We start from the raw sequence: 23,622 nt of genomic DNA on the forward strand, positions 1-23,622 counted from the left end.
CACAGAGCCAAAGCTCGCGAGTTTACAGGTCATGCGCCGGAATGAAATATCCCGTCGCGTTATGCCTACCACTTAGCGGAACGTCTCAAGCGCCCTTGACAAGACTTCAACTCATCGGCATGATTCGCGGCCTATTTTGTTTGCTATTCCCTAAAAAGTCTTTCGAGGAGCTCGACGGTGGCCAACTCACCTTCCGCCAAAAAACGTGCAAAACAGGCTGAGAAGCGTCGCAGCCACAACGCCAGCCTGCGTTCCATGGTTCGTACCTACATCAAGAATGTAGTTAAAGCCATCGACGCAAAAGACGCTGAAAAAGCTCAAGCTGCCTACACCCTGGCTGTGCCTGTCATCGACCGTATGGCCGACAAAGGCATCATCCACAAGAACAAGGCCGCTCGCCACAAGAGCCGCCTGAATGGCCACGTCAAGGCACTGAAAGCAGCTGCCTAAGCGACGTAGTCACTGAAAAACCGACCCAAGGGTCGGTTTTTTATTGCCTGCGATTTGGCGCATGCGGACACAGAAAATGCTCGATCCCGCCCTGCCGCCATCGCCAGCAGGCTGGCTCCCACAGGTTCCGTGCCGTACACAGCCCCTGCGGGAGTCTCCGGATGACTACTGGGCAGGCGCCCACGGCAGGATCGGGATCGCCGTCACCGCATTCTGCGGACTGCCTTCGATCAGGCGGTCGCTGTAGACCAGATACACCAGGGTATTGCGCTTCTTGTCGAGGAACCGCACCACCTGCATGGTCTTGAACACCAGCGAGGTGCGCTCCTTGAACACCTCCTCGCCATCCTTCAGCTCACCCTTGAACCGGATCGGCCCGACCTGACGACAAGCGATGGACGCCTCGGCGCGATCCTCCGCCAACCCCAGGCCGCCCTTCACCCCACCGGTCTTGGCACGGGACAGGTAGCAGGTCACACCGTCGACCTTGGGATCGTCGAACGCCTCGACCACGATCCGGTCGTTGGGGCCGACGAACTTGAACACGGTCGACACCTGGCCGATCTCCTCGGCCGAGACCGCCAACGGCAACGCCATCAGCAACCCCAACAGTCCTTTTGCAATCCGCATCGCACGCATCCTCAAACCAGAATCAGGTTGTCACGGTGAACCAGCTCGGGCTCGGCCATGTAGCCCAGCAGGCCGACAATGGCATCCGACGACTGACCGATGATCTTCTGTGCCTCCAGGGCGCTGTAGTTGGCCAGGCCACGGGCGATCTCACGACCGTCCGGCGCCACGCAGACCACCATCTCGCCGCGGCGGAAACTGCCCTGCACCAACTTGACGCCGACCGGCAGCAGGCTCTTGTTGCCCTGAGACAAAGCCGACACCGCCCCGTCGTCCAGCACCAGCGTGCCGCGGGTCTGCAGATGCCCGGCCAGCCACTGCTTGCGCGCCGCCAGCATGCCGCGCTCCGGCGACAGCAGCGTGCCGATACGCTCACCCGCCTTGAGGCGATCCAGCACCCGCTCCAGGCGCCCGCCGACAATGATGGTGTGCGCACCGGAACGCGCCGCCAGACGCGCCGCCCGCAGCTTGGTCTGCATGCCGCCGCGCCCCAGCGCACCGCCGGTGCCGCCCGCCACCGCATCCAGCGCCGGATCGTCGGCACGGGCTTCGTAGATCAGCTGCGCATCCGGATTGCTGCGCGGGTCGGCATCGAACATGCCGTCGCGGTCCGTCAGGATCACCAGCAGGTCCGCCTCCACCAGGTTGGCCACCAGCGCCGCCAGGGTGTCGTTGTCGCCGAAGCGGATCTCGTCGGTGACCACGGTGTCGTTCTCGTTGATCACCGGGATCACCTTCAGCTCGACCAGCGCGCGCAAGGTGCTTCGGGCGTTCAGGTAGCGCTTGCGGTCGGACAGGTCGTCGTGGGTCAGGAGGATCTGCGCGGTATGCCGGCCATGCTCGGCAAAGCTCGACTCCCAGGCCTGCACCAGCCCCATCTGGCCGATGGCGGCGGCCGCCTGGAGCTCGTGCATCGCACTGGGTCGTGCGCTCCAGCCCAGACGGCTCATGCCGGCCGCCACCGCCCCGGAGGACACCAGCACCAGCTCCACGCCCGCTTCGTGCAGGGCCACCATCTGCTCGACCCAGACACCCATTGCCGCACGATCCAGCCCCTTGCCGTCAGCCGTCAGCAAAGCGCTGCCGATCTTCACGACCCAACGCTGCGCACCTGTCACCTTGCTCCGCATCATCTTCAACCTTAGCTTGAGGGCAGCGCGACCCAGCGCCGCCCGTGACGTTATTTGTGGCTACCGTTTTCCAGATACCAAAACGCCGCTCGATTGAGCGGCGCTTAAGTTTACTGCAACGGATCAGTCGCGCACGTAAATGATTTCCGGACCGTCGTCGTCATCCACGTCTTCCTCGTCCCAATCATCGTCGCCGATGTCATGGACCGACTTCACGCCGCTGCGGCGCAGAGCGCGCTGGTCATCCAGGGCCTGCAACTGGGCACGAGCTTCGTCTTCGATGCGCTGATCGAGGTCGGCCAGCTCCTCCTGGTAGGCCGGATCATTGGCCAGACGGTCGGCGCGGTCTTCCAGGTAACGCATGATGTCGCGGGTAAGGCGCTCGGTGCCCTCTTTGGCGATGGCCGAGATCACGTAGACCGGACCTTCCCACTGCAGGCGCTCGACCACTTCCTTGACCCGAGCCTCGTGCTCTTCCTCGAGGATCTGGTCGCACTTGTTCAGGATCAGCCAACGGTCGCGCTCAGCCAGCGAAGGACTGAACTTGGTCAGCTCGTTGACGATCACTTCCGCCGCATCCGCCGCGCTGCTTTCGTCCAGCGGCGCCATATCCACAAGGTGCAGCAGCAGACGGGTGCGCGCCAGGTGCTTGAGGAAACGGATGCCCAGGCCGGCGCCGTCGGATGCACCTTCGATCAGCCCCGGAATGTCGGCGATGACGAAGCTCTTCCAGCGGTCGACGCTGACCACGCCCAGGTTCGGCACCAGCGTGGTGAACGGGTAGTCGGCGACTTTCGGCTTGGCGGCCGACACCGAACGGATGAAGGTGCTCTTGCCGGCGTTCGGCAAGCCCAGCAGGCCGACGTCGGCCAGCACTTTCATTTCCAGCTTCAGGTCGCGTTGCTCGCCCGGCTTGCCCGGCGTGGTCTGGCGCGGCGCGCGGTTGGTGCTGGACTTGAAGCGGGTGTTGCCCAGCCCGTGCCAGCCGCCATGGGCCACCAGCAGCTTCTGACCGGACTTGGTCAGGTCGCCGATCACTTCCTGGGTGGACGAGTCGATCACCGTGGTGCCGACCGGCACGCGCAGGATCAGGTCTTCGCCCTTCTTGCCGGTGCAGTCGGTGCTGCCGCCGTTGGAGCCGCGCTCGGCATCGAAATGCCGGGTGTAACGGTAGTCCACCAGGGTGTTGAGGTTTTCGTCGGCCATCATGTAGATGGAACCGCCGTCACCGCCGTCACCGCCGTTCGGACCGCCGTTCTCAATGAACTTCTCGCGACGGAAGCTCATGCACCCGTTGCCGCCGTCACCCGCCTTCACGCGGATCGATACTTCATCAACAAACTTCATAACCAACGCCTCTCGCCGTACGGACGAGCCGAAAAACAATCAAGACATAAGACTCTTGCAAAGATGAGCGCAGCGACCCCAATACACGACCCGCATCGCACGCCGACAGCCCATACAAACAGCTTTGCAAGAGACTCATCCCACAAACGAAAAAGCCCCGTCGCAAGACAGGGCTTCTCCAGCATTCTCGCAATCAGGCTGCGACAACGCTCACGTAACGGCGGTTGAAAGCGCCCTTTACTTCGAACTTGATCACGCCTTCGATTTTCGCGAACAGGGTGTGATCCTTGCCCATGCCAACGCCGTAGCCAGCGTGGAATTGGGTGCCGCGCTGACGCACGATGATGTTGCCGGCCTTGATGGCCTGGCCGCCGTACATCTTCACGCCAAGTCGTTTGGCTTCTGAGTCGCGACCGTTGCGGGTACTACCACCAGCTTTTTTGTGTGCCATGAGTTCAATTCTCCTAGTGAGGAATTAGGCTGAAATTAAGCCTGAATACCGGTGATTTTGATCTCGGTGAACCACTGGCGGTGGCCCATACGCTTCATGTGGTGCTTACGGCGACGGAACTTGATGATGCGGACTTTATCGTGACGACCTTGGGAGATCACTTCAGCCTTGACGGTTGCGCCAGCAACAACAGGTGCGCCGATGTTCACGTCGTCGCCGTTGGCGACCAGCAGAACGCGGTCAAAGGTCACGGATTCGCCGGTGGCGACTTCCAGTTTTTCGATCTTCAGGTATTCACCTTCAGCGACTTTGTATTGCTTACCGCCGGTAACGATTACTGCGTACATGGTATTTCTCCGATAATCCTGCTCACCCAGCTCTTTATAGGAAGAGGTATTGGCTGGCATGGCTGCATGGGGCTGGAACGGCCCAAGTGCAATTGCGTAAGGCAGGTGCTGCCCAGGAAGTTCAGGGTGCGCGATTGTACGCAAGCCGCCGACGCCGCGCAAGGGGCCGTCCATCGCGCCTTGACACCTGCGGACGTGGGTCCTAGCATGCCGCGCAACCCTTCTGGAGCACCTGTCTCTGATGCAACCCCAAGCTTTCTACCGCGCGGTGGCGGACGATTTTAGCGCCGTCGACGGCATCATCAAGAAACAGCTGACTTCCCGCGTGCCGCTGGTGTCGAAAATCGGCGATTACATCACGTCAGCCGGCGGCAAACGCCTGCGCCCGCTGCTGGTGCTGCTGTGCGGCAAGGCCCTGGGCCGCGAGGGCGACGACCTGCGCCTGCTGGCCGCCACCATCGAATTCCTGCATACGGCGACCCTGCTGCATGACGACGTGGTCGACATGTCCGGCATGCGCCGCGGCCGCTCCACCGCCAACGCCATGTGGGGCAACGCCCCGAGCGTGCTGGTCGGCGACTTCCTGTACTCGCGCTCGTTCGAGATGATGGTCGAACTGGGCTCGATGCCGGTGATGAAGATCCTGTCCCAGGCCACGCGCATCATCGCCGAAGGCGAAGTGCTGCAGCTGTCCAAGGTGCGCGACGCCAGCACCACCGAAGAGACCTACATGGAAGTCATCCGCGGCAAGACCGCGATGCTGTTCGAAGCCTCGACCCACAGCGCCGCCGCGCTGGCCGGCGCCACCGCCGAACAGGCCGAGGCCCTGCGCACCTTCGGCGACCACCTGGGCGTGGCGTTCCAGCTGGTCGACGACCTGCTCGACTACAAGGGCGACGCCGACACGCTGGGCAAGAACGTCGGCGACGACCTGGCCGAAGGCAAGCCGACCCTGCCGCTGATCTACACCATGCGCGAAGGCACGCCGGAACAGGCGGCCCTGGTGCGCCAGGCGATCCAGAAAGGCGGCATCGAAGACCTCGAAAGCATCCGTGCGGCGGTCGAAGCCTCCGGCTCGCTGGACTACACCGCGCAGTTGGCCCGCGACTACGTGGCCCGTGCCATCAAGTGCCTCGAAGCGCTGCCTGCCAGCGAATACCGCGATGCGCTGGTCGAACTGAGCGAGTTCGCGGTCGCCCGCACGCACTGATCTTGCTGCCCCTGCGGGAGCGGGCTTGCTTGCGATAGCGTCATGTCAGACGCCATCGCGAGCAGGTCCGCTCCCGCAGTGCTTTGCATGCAATGCCCTGCTTCGCTTAAAACCCTATACAATGTGCGCCCTTTAACGATCCTCATACCAAGGAGCCTTAGTGAGCACGTTGCCACCCTGCCCGAAATGCAATTCCGAATACACCTACGAAGACGGTGCCCAACTGGTGTGCCCGGAGTGCGCCCACGAATGGTCCGCCAACGGTGAAGCCGACGCGGCATCCGAAGACACCGTGAAGAAAGACGCGGTGGGCAATGTCCTGCAGGACGGCGACACCATCACCGTGATCAAGGACCTGAAGGTCAAGGGCACCTCGCTGGTGGTCAAGGTCGGCACCAAGGTCAAGAACATCCGTCTGTGCGACGGCGACCACGACATCGACTGCAAGATCGACGGCATCGGCCCGATGAAGCTCAAGTCCGAGTTCGTCAGAAAGGTCTGAGCCCGCTGCCTGCCATCCCGCGCCCGACGCGGGATGGCGACCCCTCCCCGCTTTCCCCTCGCCGCAACGCAATGGCCAAACGCCAGCCGTTTTGACCTTACGCAATCTTTACCCGCAAAAAAACGCAAACCGCCAATAGGCGCTTGCTATTTGACGAATAAGAATTATTCTCATTGAACCCTTTCAATGGAGATGAGAACCATGACTTATCTGATCGACGCCTGGCTGGACCGTCCGCACCCTTACCTGCGGATCCTGCATCGGGAAACCGGGGAAGTCTGCGCGGTGCTGGAAGAAGAAGCCCTGCATGAACTGCAGGATCAGGGCGACCTGGACGTCAGCGGCCTGAGTTCCAGCGAACCGCTGGTGCTCAAGGAGCTGGTGCGCAATCTGTTCCTGTTCTGCTACGCCCGGGCCTTGCGCCCGACCGGTGAATTGCACAACAAGATCGAAGTATGAAAACCACCGCAGGAACGGTGGGATCCAGCCAACTGACGATGGCATCCGCGCGGCCCCCAAAGAACCGGTCGATCCTATCGCCAGCAGGCTGGCTCCCACATTAGCCTGCCATCAAGGCAGGCCAGTCCTTACAGAACGTCGAGCAGCTCGACGTCGAACACCAGAACGCTGTGCGGCGGGATGCTGCCCACGCCTTGCGCGCCGTAAGCCAGCTCGCTCGGCACGTACAGACGCCATTTGCTGCCGGCATTCATCAGTTGCAGGGCTTCGGTCCAGCCGGCGATCACGCCGCCCACCGGGAATTCGGCAGGCTGGCCGCGCTCGTAGGAGCTGTCGAACACAGTGCCGTCGATCAGCGTACCGTGGTAGTGGGTGCGCACGTTGTCTTCACGGGTCGGCTTGGCGCCTTCGCCCTGGGTCAGCACTTCGAACTGCAGGCCGGAAGCCAGGGTGGTGATGCCTTCGCGCTTGGCGTTTTCGGCCAGGAACGCACGGCCTTCGCCGGCGGCGGCTTCAGCCTTGGCAGCGGCTTCGGCTTGCATGATCTCGCGGATCACCTTGAAGCTGGCGGACATCTCTTCCTGGCCCACACGGCTTGGCTGGCCGGCGAACGCGTCGGTCAAGCCGGCCAGGATCGCGTCCAGGCTGACGCCCGGTGGCGGGTTGTCGCGCAGCTGGTCGCCCAGCTGACGGCCGATGCCGTAGCTGACGCGGGTTTCGTCGGTGGACAGATTTACTTCGGACATGACACTGCTCCGCTGTGCGGACGGCCCGGGACTGGCCGTGCATGCACAGCGCGTCCCGGCGCGCCCGGAACCAAAAGGGCGAGCAGACTAGCACAGATGCCCAGGCTTTGATCGGATCGCGGGCGCTACAGCGCCGAGCGCCAGGCCAACGGCACTTTCAGGCTTTCCTCGCCGCTGGCGCCGAGACCGCACATCTCGTCGTGCACCGAGGTGTGCACCAGGTTGAACGGCAGCACCGGGAAGTTGTGCAGCAGATCCCGGGCGTGCTCCACCGAACGCAGCGTCAGCATCTGCCCATCGGTGCCGCTGAGCGGGTATGCCGCGCCGTGCATCCGCGCCTCGAGCAGATAGATTCCGCCCTCCATGGAGATCAGGTTCAGTTCATCGACCTTCCTGGCGACGGCAAACGCATTCAGCTCTTGCAGGTTCATGGGCGCACCTCACGCGACGGCGGGTCTGGACGCCTACAGGGATAGGCTTCGGCACGACAAAGCACAAGCCATGAACGAGACCGCCCGTCTGTTTTGCAACGGACGGGCGGTGTTTTTCCTGCTTGAAGAGGGAAGCCGTCGGGCGAGCTTCCCCGTCATGCCTCAGTGCTTGGTCACTTTGTCCAGGTAACCCATGGCGAACGCCGAGACCACGAAGGTCATGTGGATGATCACGTACCACATCAGGTGTTCGGGATCGACGTTCTTGGCGTCCATGAAGATGCGCAGCAGGTGGATCGAGGAGATCGCCACGATCGAGGCCGCCACTTTCATCTTCAGCGACGAGGAGTCCATGGTGCCCAGCCAGTTGAGCTTTTCCTTGCTGTCGTCGATGTCCAGCTGAGAGACGAAGTTCTCGTAGCCGGAAATCATCACCATCACCAGCAGGCCGCCCACCAGCGCCATGTCGATCAGCGACAGCAGCACCAGGATCAGTTCCGACTCGGCCATCTCGAACACGTTGGGGATGACGTGGAAGACTTCCTGGAAGAATTTCAGCGCCAGCGCCAGCAGCCCGAGGGACAGACCGAAGTAGATCGGCGCCAGCAGCCAGCGCGAGGCGTACATTGCGTTTTCGACAAAGCGTTCCATTGAATCTCACACAAGGGGTTGTAATCGGCGGCGAGTATACCAGCCCCCCGTGAGCGCCAGAAACCGCCCGGAAATCCGCCACCTGCGTGTGTGTGTCAAAGTTTTTCTGCTAGTGTCCAGATCATTGACAGCCCCGCGACAGTGGACAGGACGACTGGAAATGGATGTGCGCTTGCCGATGACGACTGCCGGAATGTGCCTCGCCCTGCTGCTGGGCGGCTGCTCGCCGGACGACGAAAAGCACGGCCCGAGCCTTGAGGAAAAGACCGCGCAGTTCGAACAGTCGCTGGACGCCATCACCGACCCCAAGCTCAAGGACGCCGTGACCGAACTCGGCGGTTCGCTGCTGCTGCTCGAACGCGCCCGGCGGCGGCTCGACGGCCAACCGGCCAAGACCGAGTACGGCGAAGACGCCCTCGGCGCGCTCAGGCACTACCCCACGCCCCAGGCGCTGGTCGATACGTTCATCGATGGCCTGTTCGTGCTGCGCAAGGACGTCGGCTCCGACTACCTCACCGATCTGCAGCCGGTGTTCCCCTTCAACCTCAACATCCCCGGCGGCTTCCTGTTCCCCCACGGCGTGCAATGGCAGTCGGTGACCTTGAGCGACAAACGGGTGATCGCCTGGCAAACGGAATGGTCGGAGACCGACCCGGGCATCCAGCTCAGCCCGTCCAGCTCCCCCCCCGACGACCTGACCCTGTCCTACCCCTTCATCGAAGGCCTGGACATCGACCGCAAGAGCCAGCCGCAGCCGGTGAGCCTGCTGGGCGAGATCGAGGTCATCGCCCCCGGGCGCCTGCACGGCTTTGACCTCGGCAAACAGGACATCGGCCAGACCCGCACCGACGGCAACCTCAGCGTCACGCTGCTCAAGCTTGAGAAGAACTACGCCGAAGTCGAATTCAGCAACAGCCTGCCCCTGGCCCCTGAGGTCGGCGGCACACCGCTCAACCCGATGATCATCCAGGCCCGCGACGCCACCGGCCAGTACCTCAAGCGCGCCGGGTCGATCAACGAGAGCCCGGAGCAGGTCGCGTTCTACCAGGAACAGCTGGCGCACCTGCAGCAGCAAAAGGCCTGGAGCGACGCTCTGGAGAAACAGCTCAACGACGGCCAGAGCGCCTTCGAGCGCCAGCACCCGCGCCGCTACAACAAGGTGTACTTCCATGGCCCGGTCGAGACCCTCGAAGTGAGCGTGCTGGACTTCTCGAACGTGAGCGTGACCCGCAAGCCGCTGGACCTGCCGGTGCGCCACCTGGATCCGCACACCACCGCGAAGGCGGTGCAGCCATTGGATCTGCCGGTGACGGTGTATGACGACCAGGCCGCGGACTGGCTCAAGGGCGCGGCCCTGACCGAGCAGCAGCTGAAGGACAGCATCCGCATCCGCCAGTCGGTGGAGGAGCCCAGTGCCGCCCGGATCGAGTTCGATCACCGCAAGACCTTCAACGATGAGCTGCTCGGCGAGGACTTCAGCCCCGGCGACAGCCCGGTGACTTTCTTCACGCAAAAGCGCAACGGCGAACGGGACGAGCCGATCGAACTACCGCCGGAGGCGTACCAGGTCGATCCGCTGTCGGGCACGATCACCTACGATCTGAACCTGTTCCCGGAAACCCCGGCGTTTGCGGTCGGCTCCATGCCGCTGTTCCTGGCCACGGTGGAAAAGCAGACGTTCGACGCCAAGTCCTTGCCCAAGGGCCTGGACATCCGCAACAACATGCTGGTGGTGGATCTGAAGCGGTTCGCGGCCGACCAGTGGCGCTTCTTCGTCAAGGACGGCAGCGGCCAGTACCTCAAGCAGATTCTTTCGGTCAGCCACGACGCGGGCGCAGAGGGCCCGGCGATCTTCGGCGTGCACTACTTCTACGGTCGTCCCACGCAGGTGGAAACCTACCGGCGAACCGACCTCGCCACCGTGCAGTACGGCTTTGAGGTCAAACTCGACAAGGCTCAGGCACCGGGCACGGCCCCCTGAGCCCCGGAACCGGCAGGCTCAGTTGAGGCTGCGGCTGCGGCCGCCGTTGATCTGCCGCAGTTGGGCTTGCAGGTGCAGGCTCCAGATCTGCGGATCGTCGGCCAGCTCATAACCGTGCATCGTGAGGCTTTCGACGATGGTGTCGAGGATCGACTCGGCGGCGACCGGCCCGTGGAAAGGGCCCTGGGCCTTGATGGCGGAAGGTTGTTCGCCGGCCATGCCGGCGGCGAAGAGCAGCGTCCACATGCCGGTGTCGCCGGCCAGGGGCTTGATGGCGCATTCGATACGGGTCACAAGACCCAGGCACTGACGGGTGAGGCAGAGGTTGCGCGACATGGCGGCGACCCTCGGTGAAGCCGGTGTTCAACCCTCAAGGGAAGGCTGTTTCGATCCAGTGATGCTCTCGATGTCCTTGAGCTGAGAATAGAAGAAAAGTCGTCTGCGCCAACCGGATACGACCAGAAGGCGCCGAATGGTCATTGTGTGAATTTTGGCGCCAGAGTGATGGCACTTTCCCGCACGTTCCCGCCCAAATGCGACGGTGGGAGCCCGCCTGCCGGCGATGGCGGAACGTCAGACAGACAGATGTCGAATGACATGCCGCAATCGCCCGCAGGCGGGCTCCCACCGGTTTACCGCATCGGCCTTCAGGCCGGCTTGGCTTCGGCCAATGCCTCTTGGGCCGCTTCCTTCTCGGCCTCCTTCAGGTCCTCTTCGCTGATCATCTCGGCGATCACCCGCAGACGCTCCACGACGCGAGCGTTGACGCTGCCTTCCGGGAACTGGCCGTCGGCGTCCGGCTCACCGGCCGGCTCGCCCACCAGCAGGCTCAGCGCCTCGTCGGCCTGGCTCACCGCATAAACGTGGAACTGCCCGGCGCGCACCGCCGCCAGCACCTTCTCATCGAGCATCAGCGTGGCGACGTTGGCCTTGGGAATGATCGCGCCCTGCTCGCCGGTCAGCCCGCGGGCTTCGCAGAGGCGGAAGAAGCCTTCGATCTTCTCGTTGACCCCGCCGACCGCCTGCACCTCGCCGAACTGGTTGATGGAGCCGGTGATGGCGAAGCACTGCTTGAGCGGGGTCTTGGACAGCGCCGAGATCAGCGTGCACGCCTCGCCCAGCGAAGCGCTGTCGCCATCGACGTAGCCGTAGGACTGCTCCAGCGCGATGCTCGCGGAGATCGCCAGCGGGAATTCCTGCGCATAGCGGCTGCCCAGGTAGCCGGTGAGGATCATCACGCCCTTGGAGTGGATCGGCTGGCCGAGGTTGACCTCGCGCTCGATGTCGACGATGCCGCTGCCGCCCGGGTACACCGTGGCGGAGATCCGCGCCGGCACGCCGAACGCCGAGTCGCCGACCTCCAGCACCGTCAGCCCGTTGCACTTGCCCACCGCCGCGCCGTCGGTGTCGATCAGGATGATCCCGGCGAGCATGTCGTCGAGGATCCGCGCCGACACGCGCCCGGTGCGGGTGGCCTTGGCCTTCAGCGCCCGTTCGATGTGGCCGGCGTCGGTCATTTCGTCGCCGGCCAGGTGACGGATGAAGTCCGCTTCGCTGACCAGCTGGAACAGGTCGCCGATCCGCGCCGACAACCGCCCCTGGTGTTCGGCCAGGCGAGCGCTGTAGGTGGCCAGGCGCGCCACCGCGTCAGCGGTCAACGGCGCCATGCCCTCCTCCGAGGTGCGGGTCTTGAGCAGTTGGGCGAACTGCTCCAGGCTTTCGTCGACCATCGGGATGTCTTCGTCGAAGTCCACCAGGACGCGGAACATCTCCTGGAAGTCCGGATCGTGGTCCTGCAGCGCGTAGTACAGCTGCCGGGCGCCGATGATGATCACCTTGACCTGCAGCGGGATGTGCTGCGGGGTCAGGGTCACGGTGGCGAAGCGGCCCATTTCGCCGAGCGGCGACTCCATCTTCAGCTTGCGCGACTGCAGGGCGCGCTTGAGCGCATCCCACACGAACGGCTCGCCGAGCATCTTTTCCGCCTCAAGGATCAGGAAACCGCCGTTGGCCCGGTGCAGCGCACCCGGGCGCAGCTGCCGGTACGTGGTGTAGAGCGCACCCTGATCGGTGGTGTACTCGATGCGGCCGAACAGGTTTTCGTAGGTCGGGTGCGGCTCGAACACCACCGGCGCGCCGCCGCTGACCGGGTGGCCGACCACCAGGCTGGGGGCGTATTGCTCCTCCAGCAGCTTGCGGGCGACGGCGTCGGTCTTGCTGTCGTCCACCAGTTGCTCGACCACGGTCTTGAGCAGGTACACCTGCATCGCTTGCAGGTAGCCGCAGACGCCGGCGTTCTCGGCGTACTTTTCCGACAGCGGCGCCAGCAACGGCTGCAGGGCCAGGGTGATGGTCTCTTCGTTGAGCTGGCGCAGCTGGTTGCTCGACTCGCGCTTCCACTGCGGCAAGCTCGCCAACTCCTCGTTGAGGCGCTCCTCCAGTGCGGAGATGTCCTCGTGGAAGCGCTCGCGGTCGGCTTCCGGCAACTGGGCGAACTCCGCCTCGTCCAGCGCCTTGCCCTCGAACATCGGGGTGAAGGCGATGTTGCTGCTGTCGCGGTACAGGGCGACGTCCTTTTCCAGGGCCAGGCGCTCGATCACATCCAGCGCACGGTCGTAGCGCTGGTTGAAGGCGCGGTCGATGCCGCTCTTCTTCTGCTGGTAGGACGGATGCTCGAAGACGGCCGGAAAGGTCGCCAGCAGGTTGTCGATCAGGCCGTTGATGTCATTGATGAAGGCGCCGGCGGTGCCCGACGGCAGCTCCAGGGCGCGGGGCTCGCGCGGTTCGTCGAAATGGTTGACGTAGACCCAGTCCGCCGGGGTCTGCAGGCGCTTTCCTTCGGCCTTCAGGTAGCGTTTGACGAACGAGAAGCGGCCGGTGCCGGGCTCGCCCATGACAAAGACGTTATAACCGGGGCGCGGCATGGCCACGCCGAACTGCAGGGCTTCGACCGCGCGTTCCTGGCCGAGCACACCGCGAAAGGGCTCCAGATCGTTGGTGGTGGTGAAGCTGAACTGTTCAGCGGAAAACGGACGGGTCAGCGCTTCGGGCGCCAGACGCAAACTGGCGGCAACAGGATCAGGCATCGGGCTTCCTTAACAATCAGGCGGGGCAGATAAGAGGCATTCTGGCGCTGCCCGTACCCACTGGCAAGGCGCCTTGCGGCGATGCGCCGGCCTGCGCCCTCACGAAAAGCCGGCCCGTGCGCAAATCTGAAGGAAAATGTGACGGAACCCGGCGAACGTGCCTAAACTCCAAGCTGCGCGGCTGGAACGAATACCGGCCCACTGGCGCCGTTCGGGTCTGTACGCACAGAGCTTGGGGGGGCCAGAACCCTGTCCATTGGTACGCACATAAAGAGAACAAAGCTATGAAACGGATTCTTCTCGGTACTCTCTTCACCGCTGTATCCATCAATGCCATGGCCCAGGCGCCGGGCGGCCCTGATTGCGGCTGGGGCAACATGCTGTTCGAAGGCCAGCGCGGCACGCCGGCCCACTTCCTCGCCTCCACCACCAACGGCACCTCCGGCAACGCGACGTTCGGCATGACCTCCGGCACCAACGGCTGCTCCACCAACGCGGCGCTGACCTACGGCGGCAAGTCCTGGTTCGCCATGAACGGCATGATGAACGAGCTGTCCGAAGACATGGCCAAGGGCCAGGGCGAAGCGCTGACCACCTACGCCGTGGTGCTGGGCGTGGCGCCGGAAGACCGCGCGCACTTCGCCGCCGTGACCCACGAACACTTCCAGCAGATCTTCAGCAAGGCTGACGTGACCGCCGAGGACGTGCACACCAACACCCTGGCCGTCCTCAAGGCCGACCCTCGCCTGGCCAAGTACGCGACCCAGGCCTAAGCCAGGCCCCGCCCGCTTCCTTCGGGGAGCGGGTTTTGTTCTTTCGCAGCGGCCCTCTGTCGGGAAATGCCGGCCAGTCATCAGCAATGACGGTGGAATCGAGCCTGCTCGCTCCCGCATGGGTTGACCGGCCGTTACCCGTCGAACCCTTTTTGACGATTTCAAGTTGCCACCTATGCTCAAACGCCTTGCCTGGCTGGCGCTGTGTGCCTGCGCCCCGCTGTCCGCCGCGCCCCACCTCGATCCCCAACGTTTGCAGCAACTGGCCAACGACCGCTTCTGGATTTCCCTGGGCCACTACGAGACCGCCAAGCTCGGCGGCTGGCGCAGCTATGTCAGCGATAGCCGGTTCTTCCTCGCCGCCGACGGCAACGAACACCCCGACCGTGAACTGGCCGCCACCGTGCAGGCGCTGTACGCACCGGCCAGCCTCGGCGAGCGGCACGCCCAATGCGTGTACCCGGCCCGTACCCGCTGGCTGAAGGCGCAACTGAACCTCAAGGACCTGCCGGCCCCGGACTGCGCCGAATTCCGGCAATGGTTCAAGGACGTCTCGCCCCACAGCGCGGTGATGATCTTCCCGGCGGCCTACCTCAACAGCCCGTCGTCGATGTTCGGCCACACGCTGCTGCGCATCGACCAGGCCGACGTGCAAAGCGACAAGACGTCGCTGCTCAGCCACGCGATCAACTTCGGCGCCTACATCGAAGGCTCGGACAACAGCATCCTCTACGCCTGGAAAGGCCTGATGGGCGGCTATCCGGGGCTGTTCGCCCTGGTGCCCTACCAGGAAAAGCTCTCCGAGTACCGCAGCCTGGAAAACCGTGACCTGTGGGAATACCGGCTGAACCTGACGCCGCAGGAAACCGCGCGCATGGTCGAGCACGTGTGGGAGCTCAAGCAGATCAAGTTCGACTACTTCTTCTTCGACGAGAACTGCTCCTACCGCCTGCTCGAACTGCTGCAGGTGGCCCGCCCGGGCCTGCGCCTGACCGAACAGTTCCCGCTCACGGCCATCCCCACCGACACCGTCAAAGCGGTGAAGGACGCGGGCCTGGTCGAGCACATCGAATACCGTCCGTCCCGTGAGCGCGAACTGCTCAGCCGCGCCGAGCCGTTGAGCGACGAGGAACAGGACTGGGTGCTGAAGGTCAGCGCCGACCAGCAACAGTTGCAGGCGCCCGCCTTCAAGGCCCTGCCCCGCGACCGTCAGGCGCTGGTCATCGATGCCGCGTACCGCCTGGAGCGCTACCGCGCCAACGGCCAGGAGCGCGATCCGCAACGGGCCCAGCGCAGCTTCGAACTGCTGCGGGCGATCAACAAGAACCCGGCGCCGGAGCTGGAGATCCCTCGCCCCGGCCTGCCCGAGGACGGACACGAATCGCGCACTTGGCAGGCCGGCCTGGGCACCCGCGGCGACCGGGCGTTCGGCGAGTACGGTCTGCGCATGGCCTACCACGACCTCAACGACAACGGCGAAAGCTTCCCGCTGGGCGCGCAGATCGAAATCCTGCAGATGAAGCTGCGCCAATACGAGGGCAACGATTGGCAGTTCCAGCGGCTGGACCTGGCCACCATCCGTTCCCTGACCCCGCGCAACGCGCTGCTGCAGCCGTTGTCGTGGCAGGTCACCGGGGGGCTTGAGCGGGTGCCGGGCAAGCACGACGACGAAACCCTGGTCAGCCACGTCAACGGCGGAGGCGGCGGCACCTGGCAATTGGGCGAGGACATGCTCGGCTTCGCCCTCGGCACGGTGCGGATTGAACACAACAACGACTTCGCCGGGTTCATCGCCCCCGCAGCCGGCTTCAACAGCGGCGTGCTGTGGAAAAACCCGCTGGGCAACCTCAGCCTGGAGGCCAAGGGCGATTACTTCACCAACGGCGAAGTGCGCCGCAGCCTGAGCCTCAACCAGCAGTGGGAACTGTCGCGCAACCTCGGCCTGCGGCTGAGCGCCGAACGCGAATTCAGCCATCTGGCCACCCCGCAGACCGAAGTGATGCTTGAGGTGAAGTGGTATCACTACTGATCCCCCACCGTCCCCTGTAGGAGCGAGCCTGCTCGCGATTCGGTTCTTCAGCCGACGAATGCGTGGGCTGGCACACCGCTATCGCGAGCAGGCTCGCTCCTACAGGGGATTTGCGCACGCTCAACGAATTGCTCACATGCCTTTCACGCACACCGGACGAATCCGCTTCTAGACTTTCCCGTATCAGCCGTGAAACGGCCCGGGAGAACGAGATGTGGCGGTGTGCGGGATTGCTGGGCGTGTTGTTGCTGGTCGGCGGTTGCCAGAGCACCCATGAAGAGTTGATCGCCAGAGGTTATCCACCGGCCTTCGCCGACGGTTTCGATGACGGCTGCGTCAGCGGCCGACAGGCGGCCGGCTCGATCAGCGGAGAGTTCCGCAAGGACGTGCCGCGCTACCTCAAGGACGCGCAGTACGCCGAAGGCTGGAGCGACGGTTTCCGCCAGTGCCAGGCCATGCTGGAAAACAAGGATCGCGACGACTACCGCAACGAGCACTGGGACGAGCGCGAACGCGCCTGGCAGCAGCAGAAGGATCGGGACGCGGCGCGGGCGTATCGCTCGCCTTAGGTCGTTTCCAGACAACCGCGTCCGAACGATGCCTGCGACCATGGGTCGACTCCCTAAGAAGGCCCGTCAAAGGAGGCGACCATGAGCCGCGCTTTCGTCAATGAGGACAACGCCGCCGCGCAGGCCGACCAACCGGTCGAGCGGCAGGTCAGCACGCAACCCAACTACGTCACGCCCCAGGGCTTTGCGCTGCTGCAGGCCAAAGTGGCGGAACTGCAGGCCCTGCTGGCCGAGCAATCGGAAAAGGGCGATCAGGCCGACAAGCAGCGCCTGGCCGATCTCGACCGGGACTTGCGCTATTTCATGCAGCGCGTCGGCAGCGCCCAGGTGGTGCCCGCCGCCACCTCGACCGACAAGGTGCAGATCGGCAGCTGGGTGACCTACGCCGACGAGCACAACACCGAACGCCGGGTACAACTGGTGGGCGAAGACCAGGCCGACGTCGCCCGCGGCCTGATCAACTGGAGCTCGCCCCTGGGCCGGGCGCTGCTGGGCGCCCGGCTCAACGACGAAGTGCTGTGGCAGCGCCCGGCCGGCGATCGGGTGATCGAGGTGATCCGCATCGAACCGGCCTAGGCGGCAATCTTCACTGACGCCATCGCCAGCAGGCTGGCTCCCACAGTCGAGGGCGTCGGATCAGTCCCCGGTGATGTCGGATGCACCGGCCCAATCGCTGGCAAGCCAGCTCCCACAGGGTTCGCGCTGGCCGCAGATCATCGGCAGGTTGGCTTCCACAGGTTTCGCGCTGGCCGCAGATCATCGGCAGGCTGGCTTCCACAGGTTTGCGCTGGCCGCAGATCATCGGCAGGCTGGCTTCCACAATGTGGGTGGCGGACACGGAACCTGTGGGAGCCAGCCTGCTGGCGATGGCCTTGATGCGGTTCCACTGAAAGTACGCAGGGCAAAAAAAACGGAGCCCTAAGGCTCCGTTCTCTTTCATGCCACCAGCCGGATCAGGCCAGCTTCTTGTGGCGAACACGGTGCGGCTGGGCCGCGGCGTCGCCGAGGCGTTTCTTGCGGTCGGCCTCGTACTCGGTGTAGTTGCCTTCGAAGAACACCGCTTGCGAGTCGTCTTCGTACGCCAGGATGTGGGTCGCGACGCGGTCAAGGAACCACCGGTCGTGGGAGATCACAATGGCGGCGCCCGGGAAGTCCAGCAGGGCCTCTTCCAGGGAACGCAGGGTTTCGACGTCGAGGTCGTTGGACGGTTCGTCGAGCAGCAGGACGTTGCCGCCCTCTTTCAGGGTCAGCGCCAGGTGCAGACGGCCGCGCTCACCGCCGGATAGATCCTTGACGAACTTCTGCTGGTCGCCGCCCTTGAAGTTGAAGCGGCCGACGTAGGTGCGCGACGGAATCTCGTAGCTGCCGATGCGGATCTGGTCGGAACCGTCGGAGATCTGCTGGAACACGGTCTTGCTGCCGTCCAGGTCTTCGCGGCTCTGGTCCACGCAGGCCAGCTGCACGGTCTCGCCGATCTCGATGCTGCCGGAGTCCGGGGTTTCCTTGCCCATCAGCATGCGGAACAGGGTCGACTTACCGGCGCCGTTGCCGCCGATCACGCCGACGATGGCGCCTTTGGGCATGGAGAACGACAGGTTGTCGATCAGCACGCGGTCGCCGTAGCCCTTGGTGACGTTCTTGAATTCGATGACCTTGTCGCCCAGGCGCGGACCGGCCGGGATGTAGATCTCGTTGGTCTCGCTGCGCTTCTGGAATTCCTGCGACTGCATTTCCTCGAAGCGCGCCAGACGTGCCTTGGACTTGGACTGGCGGGCCTTGGCGCCTTTGCGCACCCACTCCAGCTCTTCCTTCATGGCCTTTTCGTGGGCCGACTGCTGCTTGGATTCCTGGGCCAGACGATCGGACTTGGCTTCCAGCCAACCCGAGTAGTTGCCCTCGTAAGGAATGCCCGCGCCGCGGTCGAGTTCCAGGATCCAGCCGGCGACGTTGTCCAGGAAGTAACGGTCGTGGGTGATCGCCACCACGGTGCCCGGGAAGTCGTGCAGGAAGTGTTCGAGCCAGGCGACGGAGTCGGCGTCCAGGTGGTTGGTCGGTTCGTCGAGCAGCAGCATGTCCGGGGCGGACAGCAGCAGGCGGCACAGGGCCACGCGGCGTTTCTCACCGCCGGACAGGTGTTCGACCTTCGCGTCCCACGCCGGCAGGCGCAGCGCGTCGGCGGCGACTTCCAGCTGACGCTCCAGGTTGTGGCCGTCGCTGGCCTGCAGGATCGCTTCGAGCTTGGCCTGTTCGGCGGCCAGCTTGTCAAAGTCGGCGTCCGGCTCGGCGTAGGCGGCGTAGACCTCGTCCAGGCGGGCCTGGGCGTCCTTGATCACGCTGACCGCTTCCTCGACCACTTCGCGCACGGTCTTGGCCGGATCCAGTTGCGGTTCCTGCGGCAGGTAGCCGATGTTCAGCTCCGGCATCGGGCGGGCTTCGCCCTCGAACTCGGTGTCGACGCCGGCCATGATTTTCAGCAGCGTGGATTTGCCCGAGCCGTTGAGGCCGAGCACGCCGATCTTGGCGCCAGGGAAGAAGGACAGCGAAATGTTTTTCAGGATTTCCCGCTTCGGCGGAACAACTTTGCCCAGCCGATGCATGGTGAAGACGTATTGAGCCATGGAGAACCTAGGGTCAGTGACGGATGAATGAGTGGAGCGCAGGCGATGCCTGGCCAGACCGGTGCGCGTCGTTCAGTTGAGAGTGCCCAATGCGTGCGCGCGGAAAAAGTCTGAGTCTAGGAGCTGGAACGCTCCCGCGTAACCGGCAAAGCTACCTGAATGACGGAAGGCAGTCCAGCCGAGCGGGGCTGGCACTTCGCCACAACTCAAGGCATGCTAGCCGCCCTTCGGGCGTCCGGCTTATAGTGCACGTCGCGCCAGTCCAGCCAAACCGCAGGATTCCAGCTTGTCCAATGTCACTCCGCCAGCCTCTGTGAGCAGCACCCAACCGGCGCCCGGCTCGCCCCTGCGCGGAACATTGAAAGGCGCGCTGGCGACCCTGGTGCTTCTGCTGCTGGCGCTGCTGTTCTGGCAACTGCTCGACCAACTGCGCGAAACCCAGAAGAACCAGCGCCAGTACACCATCGACTACACCGCCGATCTCGCCTCCCAGGTCAGCCTGAACATGGCGCTGAACGCGCAGATCGCCCTCAACCTGCTACCGATCGTCGAACAGCCGCAATCGGCCGACGAACAGCAGGCGCTGTTGCGCAAGCTGCAGCAGTCGCTGCCCGACCTGCGCAGCCTGGCGCTGCTCAGCCCGTCCGGCAAGGTGCTCAGCGACAGCGACGCCGCCAGCGAAGACGCCGACTACCTCGGCGAACTGGTGCGCCGCAGCCGCGCCCAGGCCCACTATTTCAGCAACGCCGACGACGGTTCGGTGGTGCACCTGCTGCTGCACCAGGCCAGCGGCAGTACCCGCGGCTACTGGGCGCTGCGCCTGACCCCGACCTTCTTCGCCTCGCTGACCAAACAGGGCGACACCGGCATCCGCCCGCTGTGGCTGGTGGAAAACCGCATCAACCATCAGATCATCAGCCGCGACGAAGTCCTGCCTTCCGCCCGCACCAGCACCCTGACCCCGGACGACCTGGCCAACAGCGTGCTGACCGTGCCGCTGAGCAGCAGCGACTGGCAACTGCGCGGCCTGTTCGACCGTCAGCGCGTGCTCGAGCAACTGTTGCCGGCCTTCATCGGCAAATGCCTGCTGGGCCTGGCGTTCTCGCTGCTGCCGTTCATCGCGCTGCTCAACATGCGCCGCCGCCAGCGCCAACTGCATGAAGGCCGGCGCCGCTACCAGGACATCTTCGAAGGCACCGGCGTGGCCCTGTGCGTGCTGGACCTGTCCGGGCTCAAGCAGGTGTTCGACAAGGCCCGCCTGCAGACCAGCGACCAGCTCAAGGCCTGGCTCGACCACCCGCAGCAGCGCCAGCAGCTGTTGCAGGAACTGCGCATCACCGAGGTCAACCAGGTGGCGCTGCAACTGCTCAACGTCAATTCCTGCGAGCACGCCTGGCAGCTGCTGATCGACGGCCGTCCGCACACCCACTGCGCCATCGGCAACCAGGTGCTCGACGCCGTGCTCCAGCAACAGAAGCAGCTGGAGCTCGAAATCAAGCTGCCGGACATCAACGGCCGCGACCAGCACCTGTGGCTGGTGCTGCGCCTGCCGCAGGAACAGCACGACTACAAAGCGGTGATCCTGAGCATCAACGACATCACCAGCCGCAAGCTGATCGAACTGTCGCTGCTGGAGCGCGAGGGCTTCTGGTCGGACGTGGTGCGCACCGTGCCGGATCACCTGTACGTGCAGGACGTGATCAGCCAGCGGATGATCTTCAGCAACCATCACCTGGGCCAGACCCTGGGCTACAACCGCACCGAACTGCATCAGATGGGCGAGTACTTCTGGGAAATCCTGCTGCACCCCGAAGACGCCGACTACTACCACCGCTCGCGCCAACTGCAGCGCCACGCCGGCTACAGCCAACTGCTGCAGTGCCAGTTGCGCTTTCGCCACCGCGACGGCAAATGGCGGCGCTTCGACATCCGCGAACAGGCGCTGGCCCGGGACAAGCACGATCAGGTCACACGGATCATCGGCGTGGCCAAGGACATCACCGAGCAGATCGAGGCCAGCGAATCCCTGCGCGACAGCGAGCAGCGCTACCGGATGCTCGCCGAAAGCATCAGCGACGTGATCTTCTCCACCGACAGCAAGATGTCGCTCAACTACGTCAGCCCTTCGGTGCAGGCGGTGCTGGGCTATGACGCCGAGTGGATCTTCCAGAACGGCTGGCAGTCGACCATCGCCAACCCGCAGCAGCTGACCGGCATCTATCACCTGATGGACCGCGTCAGCAAGGCCTTGGACAAGCCCGAACAACTGGCGCTGCTGCGCAGCCAAGTGCAGACCCAGATGTTCCTGTTCGACTGCCTGCGGGCCGACGGCCGCAAGATCCCGATCGAGCTGCGCCTGGTGCTGGTGTGGGACGAGCACGGCGCCTTCGAGGGTGTGCTCGGCGTGGGCCGCGACATCAGCCAGCAGCGCCGCGCCGAAAAAGACCTGCGCATGGCCGCCACCGTATTCGAGCACTCGACGTCGGCGATCCTGATCACCGACCCCGCCGGCTACATCGTCCAGGCCAACGAGGCGTTCAGCCGGGTCAGCGGCTACGCGGTGGCCGAAGTCCTCGACCAGTTGCCGAACATGCTCACCGTCGACGAGCAGCAGGACGCGCACCTGCGCTATGTGCTCAAGCAACTGCACCAGCACAGCACCTGGGAAGGCGAAGTCTGGCTCAAGCGGCGCAACGGCGAGCATTACCCGGCCTGGGTCGGCATCACCGCCGTGCTCGACGACGAAGGCGACCTGGCCAGCTACGTGTGCTTCTTCAGCGACATCAGCGAGCGCAAGGCCAGCGAGCAACGCATCCACCGCCTCGCCTACTACGACGCCCTGACCCACCTGCCCAACCGCACGCTGTTCCAGGACCGCCTGCACACCGCGCTGCAGTCCGCCGACCGGCAGAAGTCGTGGGTGGTGCTGATGTTCCTCGACCTCGACCGCTTCAAGCCGATCAACGACTCCCTCGGCCACGCCGCCGGCGACCGCATGCTCAAGGACATGGCCACGCGCCTGCTGGCCTGCGTCGACGATGACGACACCGTGGCGCGGATGGGCGGCGACGAATTCACCCTGTTGCTGCAGCACCGCTCCAGCCGCGAGATGGCGCTCAACCGGGCGATCCACGTGGCCGAGCAGATCCTCGCCAGCCTGGTGAAACCGTTCGTGCTCGAAGGCCGCGAGTTCTTCGTCACCGCCAGCATCGGCATCGCCTTGAGCCCCCAGGACGGCAACGAGCTCAGCCAACTGATGAAGAACGCCGACACCGCGATGTACCACGCCAAGGAACGCGGCAAGAACAACTTCCAGTTCTACCAGGCCGACATGAACGCCAGTGCGCTGGAGCGCCTGGAGCTGGAAAGCGACCTGCGCCACGCGTTGGAGCAGAACGAATTCGTGCTGTATTACCAGCCGCAGTTCAGCGGCGACGGCAAGCGCCTGACCGGCGCCGAAGCCCTGCTGCGCTGGCGTCATCCGCGTCGCGGGCTGGTGCCGCCGGGGGACTTCATCCCGGTGCTGGAAGAGCTCGGCCTGGTGGTGGACGTCGGCGACTGGGTGATCGCCGAAGCCTGCCGCCAACTCAAGACCTGGCACCAGAGCCGCGTGCGCGTGCCGAAGGTGTCGGTGAACATCTCCGCCCGGCAGTTCTCCGACGGCCAGCTCGGCACGCGGATCGCCACCACCCTGCGCGAAACCGGCCTGCCGCCGGCCTGCCTGGAACTGGAGCTGACCGAAAGCATCCTGATGCGCGAAGTCAGCGAGGCGATGCAGATTCTCGACGGCCTGAAGAACCTCGGGCTGAGTATCGCGGTGGACGACTTCGGCACCGGCTACTCATCGCTGAACTACCTCAAGCAGTTCCCGATCGACGTGCTGAAGATCGACCGCACCTTCGTCGACGGCCTGCCGTCCGGCGAGCAGGACGCGCAGATCGCCCGGGCGATCATCGCCATGGCCCACAGCCTCAACCTGGCGGTGATCGCCGAGGGCGTGGAGACCCACGAGCAACTGGACTTCCTGCGCGAGCACGGCTGCGACGAGGTGCAGGGCTACCTGTTCGGCCGGCCGATGCCGGCGGGGCGGTTCGAGGCGCAGTTCAGCAACGATGCGCTGTTCATGTTCGACTGAGGATCTGCGGCGCTGCCATCGCTGGCAAGCCAGCTCCCACAAAGTTTGATGTCAATCATGAAGTTCGTGGTTATCAG

Annotated in this window: 21 protein-coding genes; 10 read left to right on the top strand and 11 right to left on the bottom strand. The window is 64.2% G+C overall.

Features of this window, described 5'->3' with window-relative positions; genetic code table 11:
* The first annotated feature begins 177 nt into the window (after positions 1-177).
* Positions 178-450, top strand: a complete 273-nt coding sequence (gene rpsT, locus CAG33_RS13895) for a 30S ribosomal protein S20 (RefSeq protein WP_085584179.1) — start codon at positions 178-180, stop codon at positions 448-450.
* 165 nt (positions 451-615) lie between these two features.
* On the opposite strand, the gene CAG33_RS13900 is transcribed toward rpsT, so the two are convergent.
* The 5 genes from CAG33_RS13900 to rplU form a co-directional block, all read right to left on the bottom strand.
* Positions 616-1,080 carry a CreA family protein gene (locus CAG33_RS13900; protein ID WP_085584176.1) on the bottom strand — a complete coding sequence of 155 codons (465 nt, stop codon included), beginning with the start codon at positions 1,078-1,080 and terminating at the stop codon, positions 616-618.
* A gap of 11 nt (positions 1,081-1,091) precedes the next feature.
* The gene (gene proB, locus CAG33_RS13905) at positions 1,092-2,210 is read right to left on the bottom strand and encodes a glutamate 5-kinase (protein WP_085584174.1); all 1,119 of its coding nucleotides are present in this window, start codon (positions 2,208-2,210) and stop codon (positions 1,092-1,094) included.
* Between the two features lie 123 nt (positions 2,211-2,333).
* Complete coding sequence (gene cgtA, locus CAG33_RS13910; RefSeq protein WP_085584172.1) at positions 2,334-3,557, bottom strand: Obg family GTPase CgtA; 1,224 nt, start codon at positions 3,555-3,557, stop codon at positions 2,334-2,336.
* Between the two features lie 193 nt (positions 3,558-3,750).
* On the bottom strand, positions 3,751-4,008 hold the full coding sequence (rpmA, locus tag CAG33_RS13915) for a 50S ribosomal protein L27 (protein ID WP_085584170.1): 258 nt from the start codon (positions 4,006-4,008) through the stop codon (positions 3,751-3,753).
* A gap of 35 nt (positions 4,009-4,043) precedes the next feature.
* Positions 4,044-4,355, bottom strand: coding sequence for a 50S ribosomal protein L21 (gene rplU, locus CAG33_RS13920; protein WP_003228361.1), 312 nt, complete (start codon positions 4,353-4,355; stop codon positions 4,044-4,046).
* Between the two features lie 241 nt (positions 4,356-4,596).
* On the opposite strand from rplU, the gene CAG33_RS13925 reads away from it, so the two are divergent.
* From CAG33_RS13925 to CAG33_RS13935, 3 genes are all read left to right on the top strand, one after another.
* A complete protein-coding gene (locus CAG33_RS13925) occupies positions 4,597-5,565 on the top strand; it encodes a polyprenyl synthetase family protein (RefSeq protein ID WP_085584166.1) in 969 nt (322 codons plus the stop codon).
* Between the two features lie 160 nt (positions 5,566-5,725).
* Complete coding sequence (locus CAG33_RS13930; protein ID WP_085584164.1) at positions 5,726-6,067, top strand: zinc ribbon domain-containing protein YjdM; 342 nt, start codon at positions 5,726-5,728, stop codon at positions 6,065-6,067.
* A 201-nt stretch (positions 6,068-6,268) separates the two neighbouring features.
* The gene (locus CAG33_RS13935) at positions 6,269-6,526 is read left to right on the top strand and encodes a hypothetical protein (RefSeq protein WP_085584162.1); all 258 of its coding nucleotides are present in this window, start codon (positions 6,269-6,271) and stop codon (positions 6,524-6,526) included.
* 128 nt (positions 6,527-6,654) lie between these two features.
* Here CAG33_RS13935 and CAG33_RS13940 read toward each other — a convergent pair whose 3' ends face one another.
* From CAG33_RS13940 to CAG33_RS13950, 3 genes are all read right to left on the bottom strand, one after another.
* Positions 6,655-7,272 carry an FKBP-type peptidyl-prolyl cis-trans isomerase gene (locus CAG33_RS13940; RefSeq protein WP_085632290.1) on the bottom strand — a complete coding sequence of 206 codons (618 nt, stop codon included), beginning with the start codon at positions 7,270-7,272 and terminating at the stop codon, positions 6,655-6,657.
* A gap of 125 nt (positions 7,273-7,397) precedes the next feature.
* Positions 7,398-7,703 carry a DUF6482 family protein gene (locus tag CAG33_RS13945; RefSeq protein ID WP_085584158.1) on the bottom strand — a complete coding sequence of 102 codons (306 nt, stop codon included), beginning with the start codon at positions 7,701-7,703 and terminating at the stop codon, positions 7,398-7,400.
* Positions 7,704-7,865: 162 nt separating this feature from the next.
* On the bottom strand, positions 7,866-8,354 hold the full coding sequence (locus tag CAG33_RS13950) for a TIGR00645 family protein (protein ID WP_085584156.1): 489 nt from the start codon (positions 8,352-8,354) through the stop codon (positions 7,866-7,868).
* A 160-nt stretch (positions 8,355-8,514) separates the two neighbouring features.
* Here CAG33_RS13950 and CAG33_RS13955 point away from each other — a divergent pair, with 160 nt between their 5' ends.
* Positions 8,515-10,335: a hypothetical protein gene (locus CAG33_RS13955; RefSeq protein ID WP_085638871.1), complete on the top strand. Its 1,821-nt coding sequence runs from the start codon at positions 8,515-8,517 to the stop codon at positions 10,333-10,335.
* Positions 10,336-10,353: 18 nt separating this feature from the next.
* Here the strand turns inward: CAG33_RS13955 and CAG33_RS13960 are convergent, their stop codons facing one another.
* Together CAG33_RS13960 and CAG33_RS13965 are read right to left on the bottom strand one after the other, a co-directional pair.
* Positions 10,354-10,671, bottom strand: coding sequence for a hypothetical protein (locus CAG33_RS13960; protein ID WP_085584152.1), 318 nt, complete (start codon positions 10,669-10,671; stop codon positions 10,354-10,356).
* A gap of 311 nt (positions 10,672-10,982) precedes the next feature.
* Positions 10,983-13,421 (bottom strand): Lon protease family protein, encoded by a 2,439-nt coding sequence (locus tag CAG33_RS13965; protein ID WP_085638874.1) that lies wholly within the window; start codon positions 13,419-13,421, stop codon positions 10,983-10,985.
* Between the two features lie 284 nt (positions 13,422-13,705).
* On the opposite strand from CAG33_RS13965, the gene CAG33_RS13970 reads away from it, so the two are divergent.
* The 4 genes from CAG33_RS13970 (at position 13,706) to CAG33_RS13985 (ending at position 17,368) form a co-directional block, all read left to right on the top strand.
* Positions 13,706-14,194: a DUF3015 domain-containing protein gene (locus CAG33_RS13970; RefSeq protein ID WP_085584148.1), complete on the top strand. Its 489-nt coding sequence runs from the start codon at positions 13,706-13,708 to the stop codon at positions 14,192-14,194.
* A gap of 175 nt (positions 14,195-14,369) precedes the next feature.
* Positions 14,370-16,223: a DUF4105 domain-containing protein gene (locus tag CAG33_RS13975; protein ID WP_085638877.1), complete on the top strand. Its 1,854-nt coding sequence runs from the start codon at positions 14,370-14,372 to the stop codon at positions 16,221-16,223.
* A 212-nt stretch (positions 16,224-16,435) separates the two neighbouring features.
* Entirely contained in the window at positions 16,436-16,792 is a 357-nt protein-coding gene (locus CAG33_RS13980; protein ID WP_085584144.1) for a hypothetical protein, read from the top strand.
* Between the two features lie 81 nt (positions 16,793-16,873).
* The gene (locus CAG33_RS13985; protein WP_085584142.1) at positions 16,874-17,368 is read left to right on the top strand and encodes a GreA/GreB family elongation factor; all 495 of its coding nucleotides are present in this window, start codon (positions 16,874-16,876) and stop codon (positions 17,366-17,368) included.
* A gap of 377 nt (positions 17,369-17,745) precedes the next feature.
* On the opposite strand, the gene ettA is transcribed toward CAG33_RS13985, so the two are convergent.
* Positions 17,746-19,410 carry an energy-dependent translational throttle protein EttA gene (gene ettA, locus CAG33_RS13990; protein ID WP_085584140.1) on the bottom strand — a complete coding sequence of 555 codons (1,665 nt, stop codon included), beginning with the start codon at positions 19,408-19,410 and terminating at the stop codon, positions 17,746-17,748.
* 286 nt (positions 19,411-19,696) lie between these two features.
* Between ettA and CAG33_RS13995 the strand changes: the two genes are divergently transcribed.
* Positions 19,697-23,545, top strand: a complete 3,849-nt coding sequence (locus tag CAG33_RS13995; RefSeq protein WP_085638880.1) for a bifunctional diguanylate cyclase/phosphodiesterase — start codon at positions 19,697-19,699, stop codon at positions 23,543-23,545.
* Positions 23,546-23,622 lie beyond the last annotated feature (77 nt).

The organism is Pseudomonas sp. B3(2017) (assembly GCF_002113595.1).
In the GTDB taxonomy this organism is placed as follows: Bacteria; Pseudomonadota; Gammaproteobacteria; order Pseudomonadales; family Pseudomonadaceae; genus Aquipseudomonas; species Aquipseudomonas ekonensis.

Bases quoted from the DNA above. Each gene is read 5' to 3' on its own strand.
- rpmA (WP_085584170.1), bottom strand. From the start codon at position 4,008: ATGGCACACAAAAAAGCTGGTGGTAGTACCCGCAACGGTCGCGACTCA.
- CAG33_RS13955 (WP_085638871.1), top strand. From the start codon at position 8,515: ATGGATGTGCGCTTGCCGATGACGACTGCCGGAATGTGCCTCGCCCTG.
- CAG33_RS13925 (WP_085584166.1), top strand. From the start codon at position 4,597: ATGCAACCCCAAGCTTTCTACCGCGCGGTGGCGGACGATTTTAGCGCC.
- proB (WP_085584174.1), bottom strand. From the start codon at position 2,210: ATGCGGAGCAAGGTGACAGGTGCGCAGCGTTGGGTCGTGAAGATCGGC.
- ettA (WP_085584140.1), bottom strand. From the start codon at position 19,410: ATGGCTCAATACGTCTTCACCATGCATCGGCTGGGCAAAGTTGTTCCG.
- CAG33_RS13950 (WP_085584156.1), bottom strand. From the start codon at position 8,354: ATGGAACGCTTTGTCGAAAACGCAATGTACGCCTCGCGCTGGCTGCTG.
- cgtA (WP_085584172.1), bottom strand. From the start codon at position 3,557: ATGAAGTTTGTTGATGAAGTATCGATCCGCGTGAAGGCGGGTGACGGC.
- CAG33_RS13970 (WP_085584148.1), top strand. From the start codon at position 13,706: ATGAAACGGATTCTTCTCGGTACTCTCTTCACCGCTGTATCCATCAAT.
- CAG33_RS13940 (WP_085632290.1), bottom strand. From the start codon at position 7,272: ATGTCCGAAGTAAATCTGTCCACCGACGAAACCCGCGTCAGCTACGGC.
- CAG33_RS13960 (WP_085584152.1), bottom strand. From the start codon at position 10,671: ATGTCGCGCAACCTCTGCCTCACCCGTCAGTGCCTGGGTCTTGTGACC.
- CAG33_RS13965 (WP_085638874.1), bottom strand. From the start codon at position 13,421: ATGCCTGATCCTGTTGCCGCCAGTTTGCGTCTGGCGCCCGAAGCGCTG.
- CAG33_RS13975 (WP_085638877.1), top strand. From the start codon at position 14,370: ATGCTCAAACGCCTTGCCTGGCTGGCGCTGTGTGCCTGCGCCCCGCTG.
- CAG33_RS13935 (WP_085584162.1), top strand. From the start codon at position 6,269: ATGACTTATCTGATCGACGCCTGGCTGGACCGTCCGCACCCTTACCTG.
- rplU (WP_003228361.1), bottom strand. From the start codon at position 4,355: ATGTACGCAGTAATCGTTACCGGCGGTAAGCAATACAAAGTCGCTGAA.
- CAG33_RS13945 (WP_085584158.1), bottom strand. From the start codon at position 7,703: ATGAACCTGCAAGAGCTGAATGCGTTTGCCGTCGCCAGGAAGGTCGAT.
- CAG33_RS13985 (WP_085584142.1), top strand. From the start codon at position 16,874: ATGAGCCGCGCTTTCGTCAATGAGGACAACGCCGCCGCGCAGGCCGAC.
- CAG33_RS13980 (WP_085584144.1), top strand. From the start codon at position 16,436: ATGTGGCGGTGTGCGGGATTGCTGGGCGTGTTGTTGCTGGTCGGCGGT.
- CAG33_RS13900 (WP_085584176.1), bottom strand. From the start codon at position 1,080: ATGCGGATTGCAAAAGGACTGTTGGGGTTGCTGATGGCGTTGCCGTTG.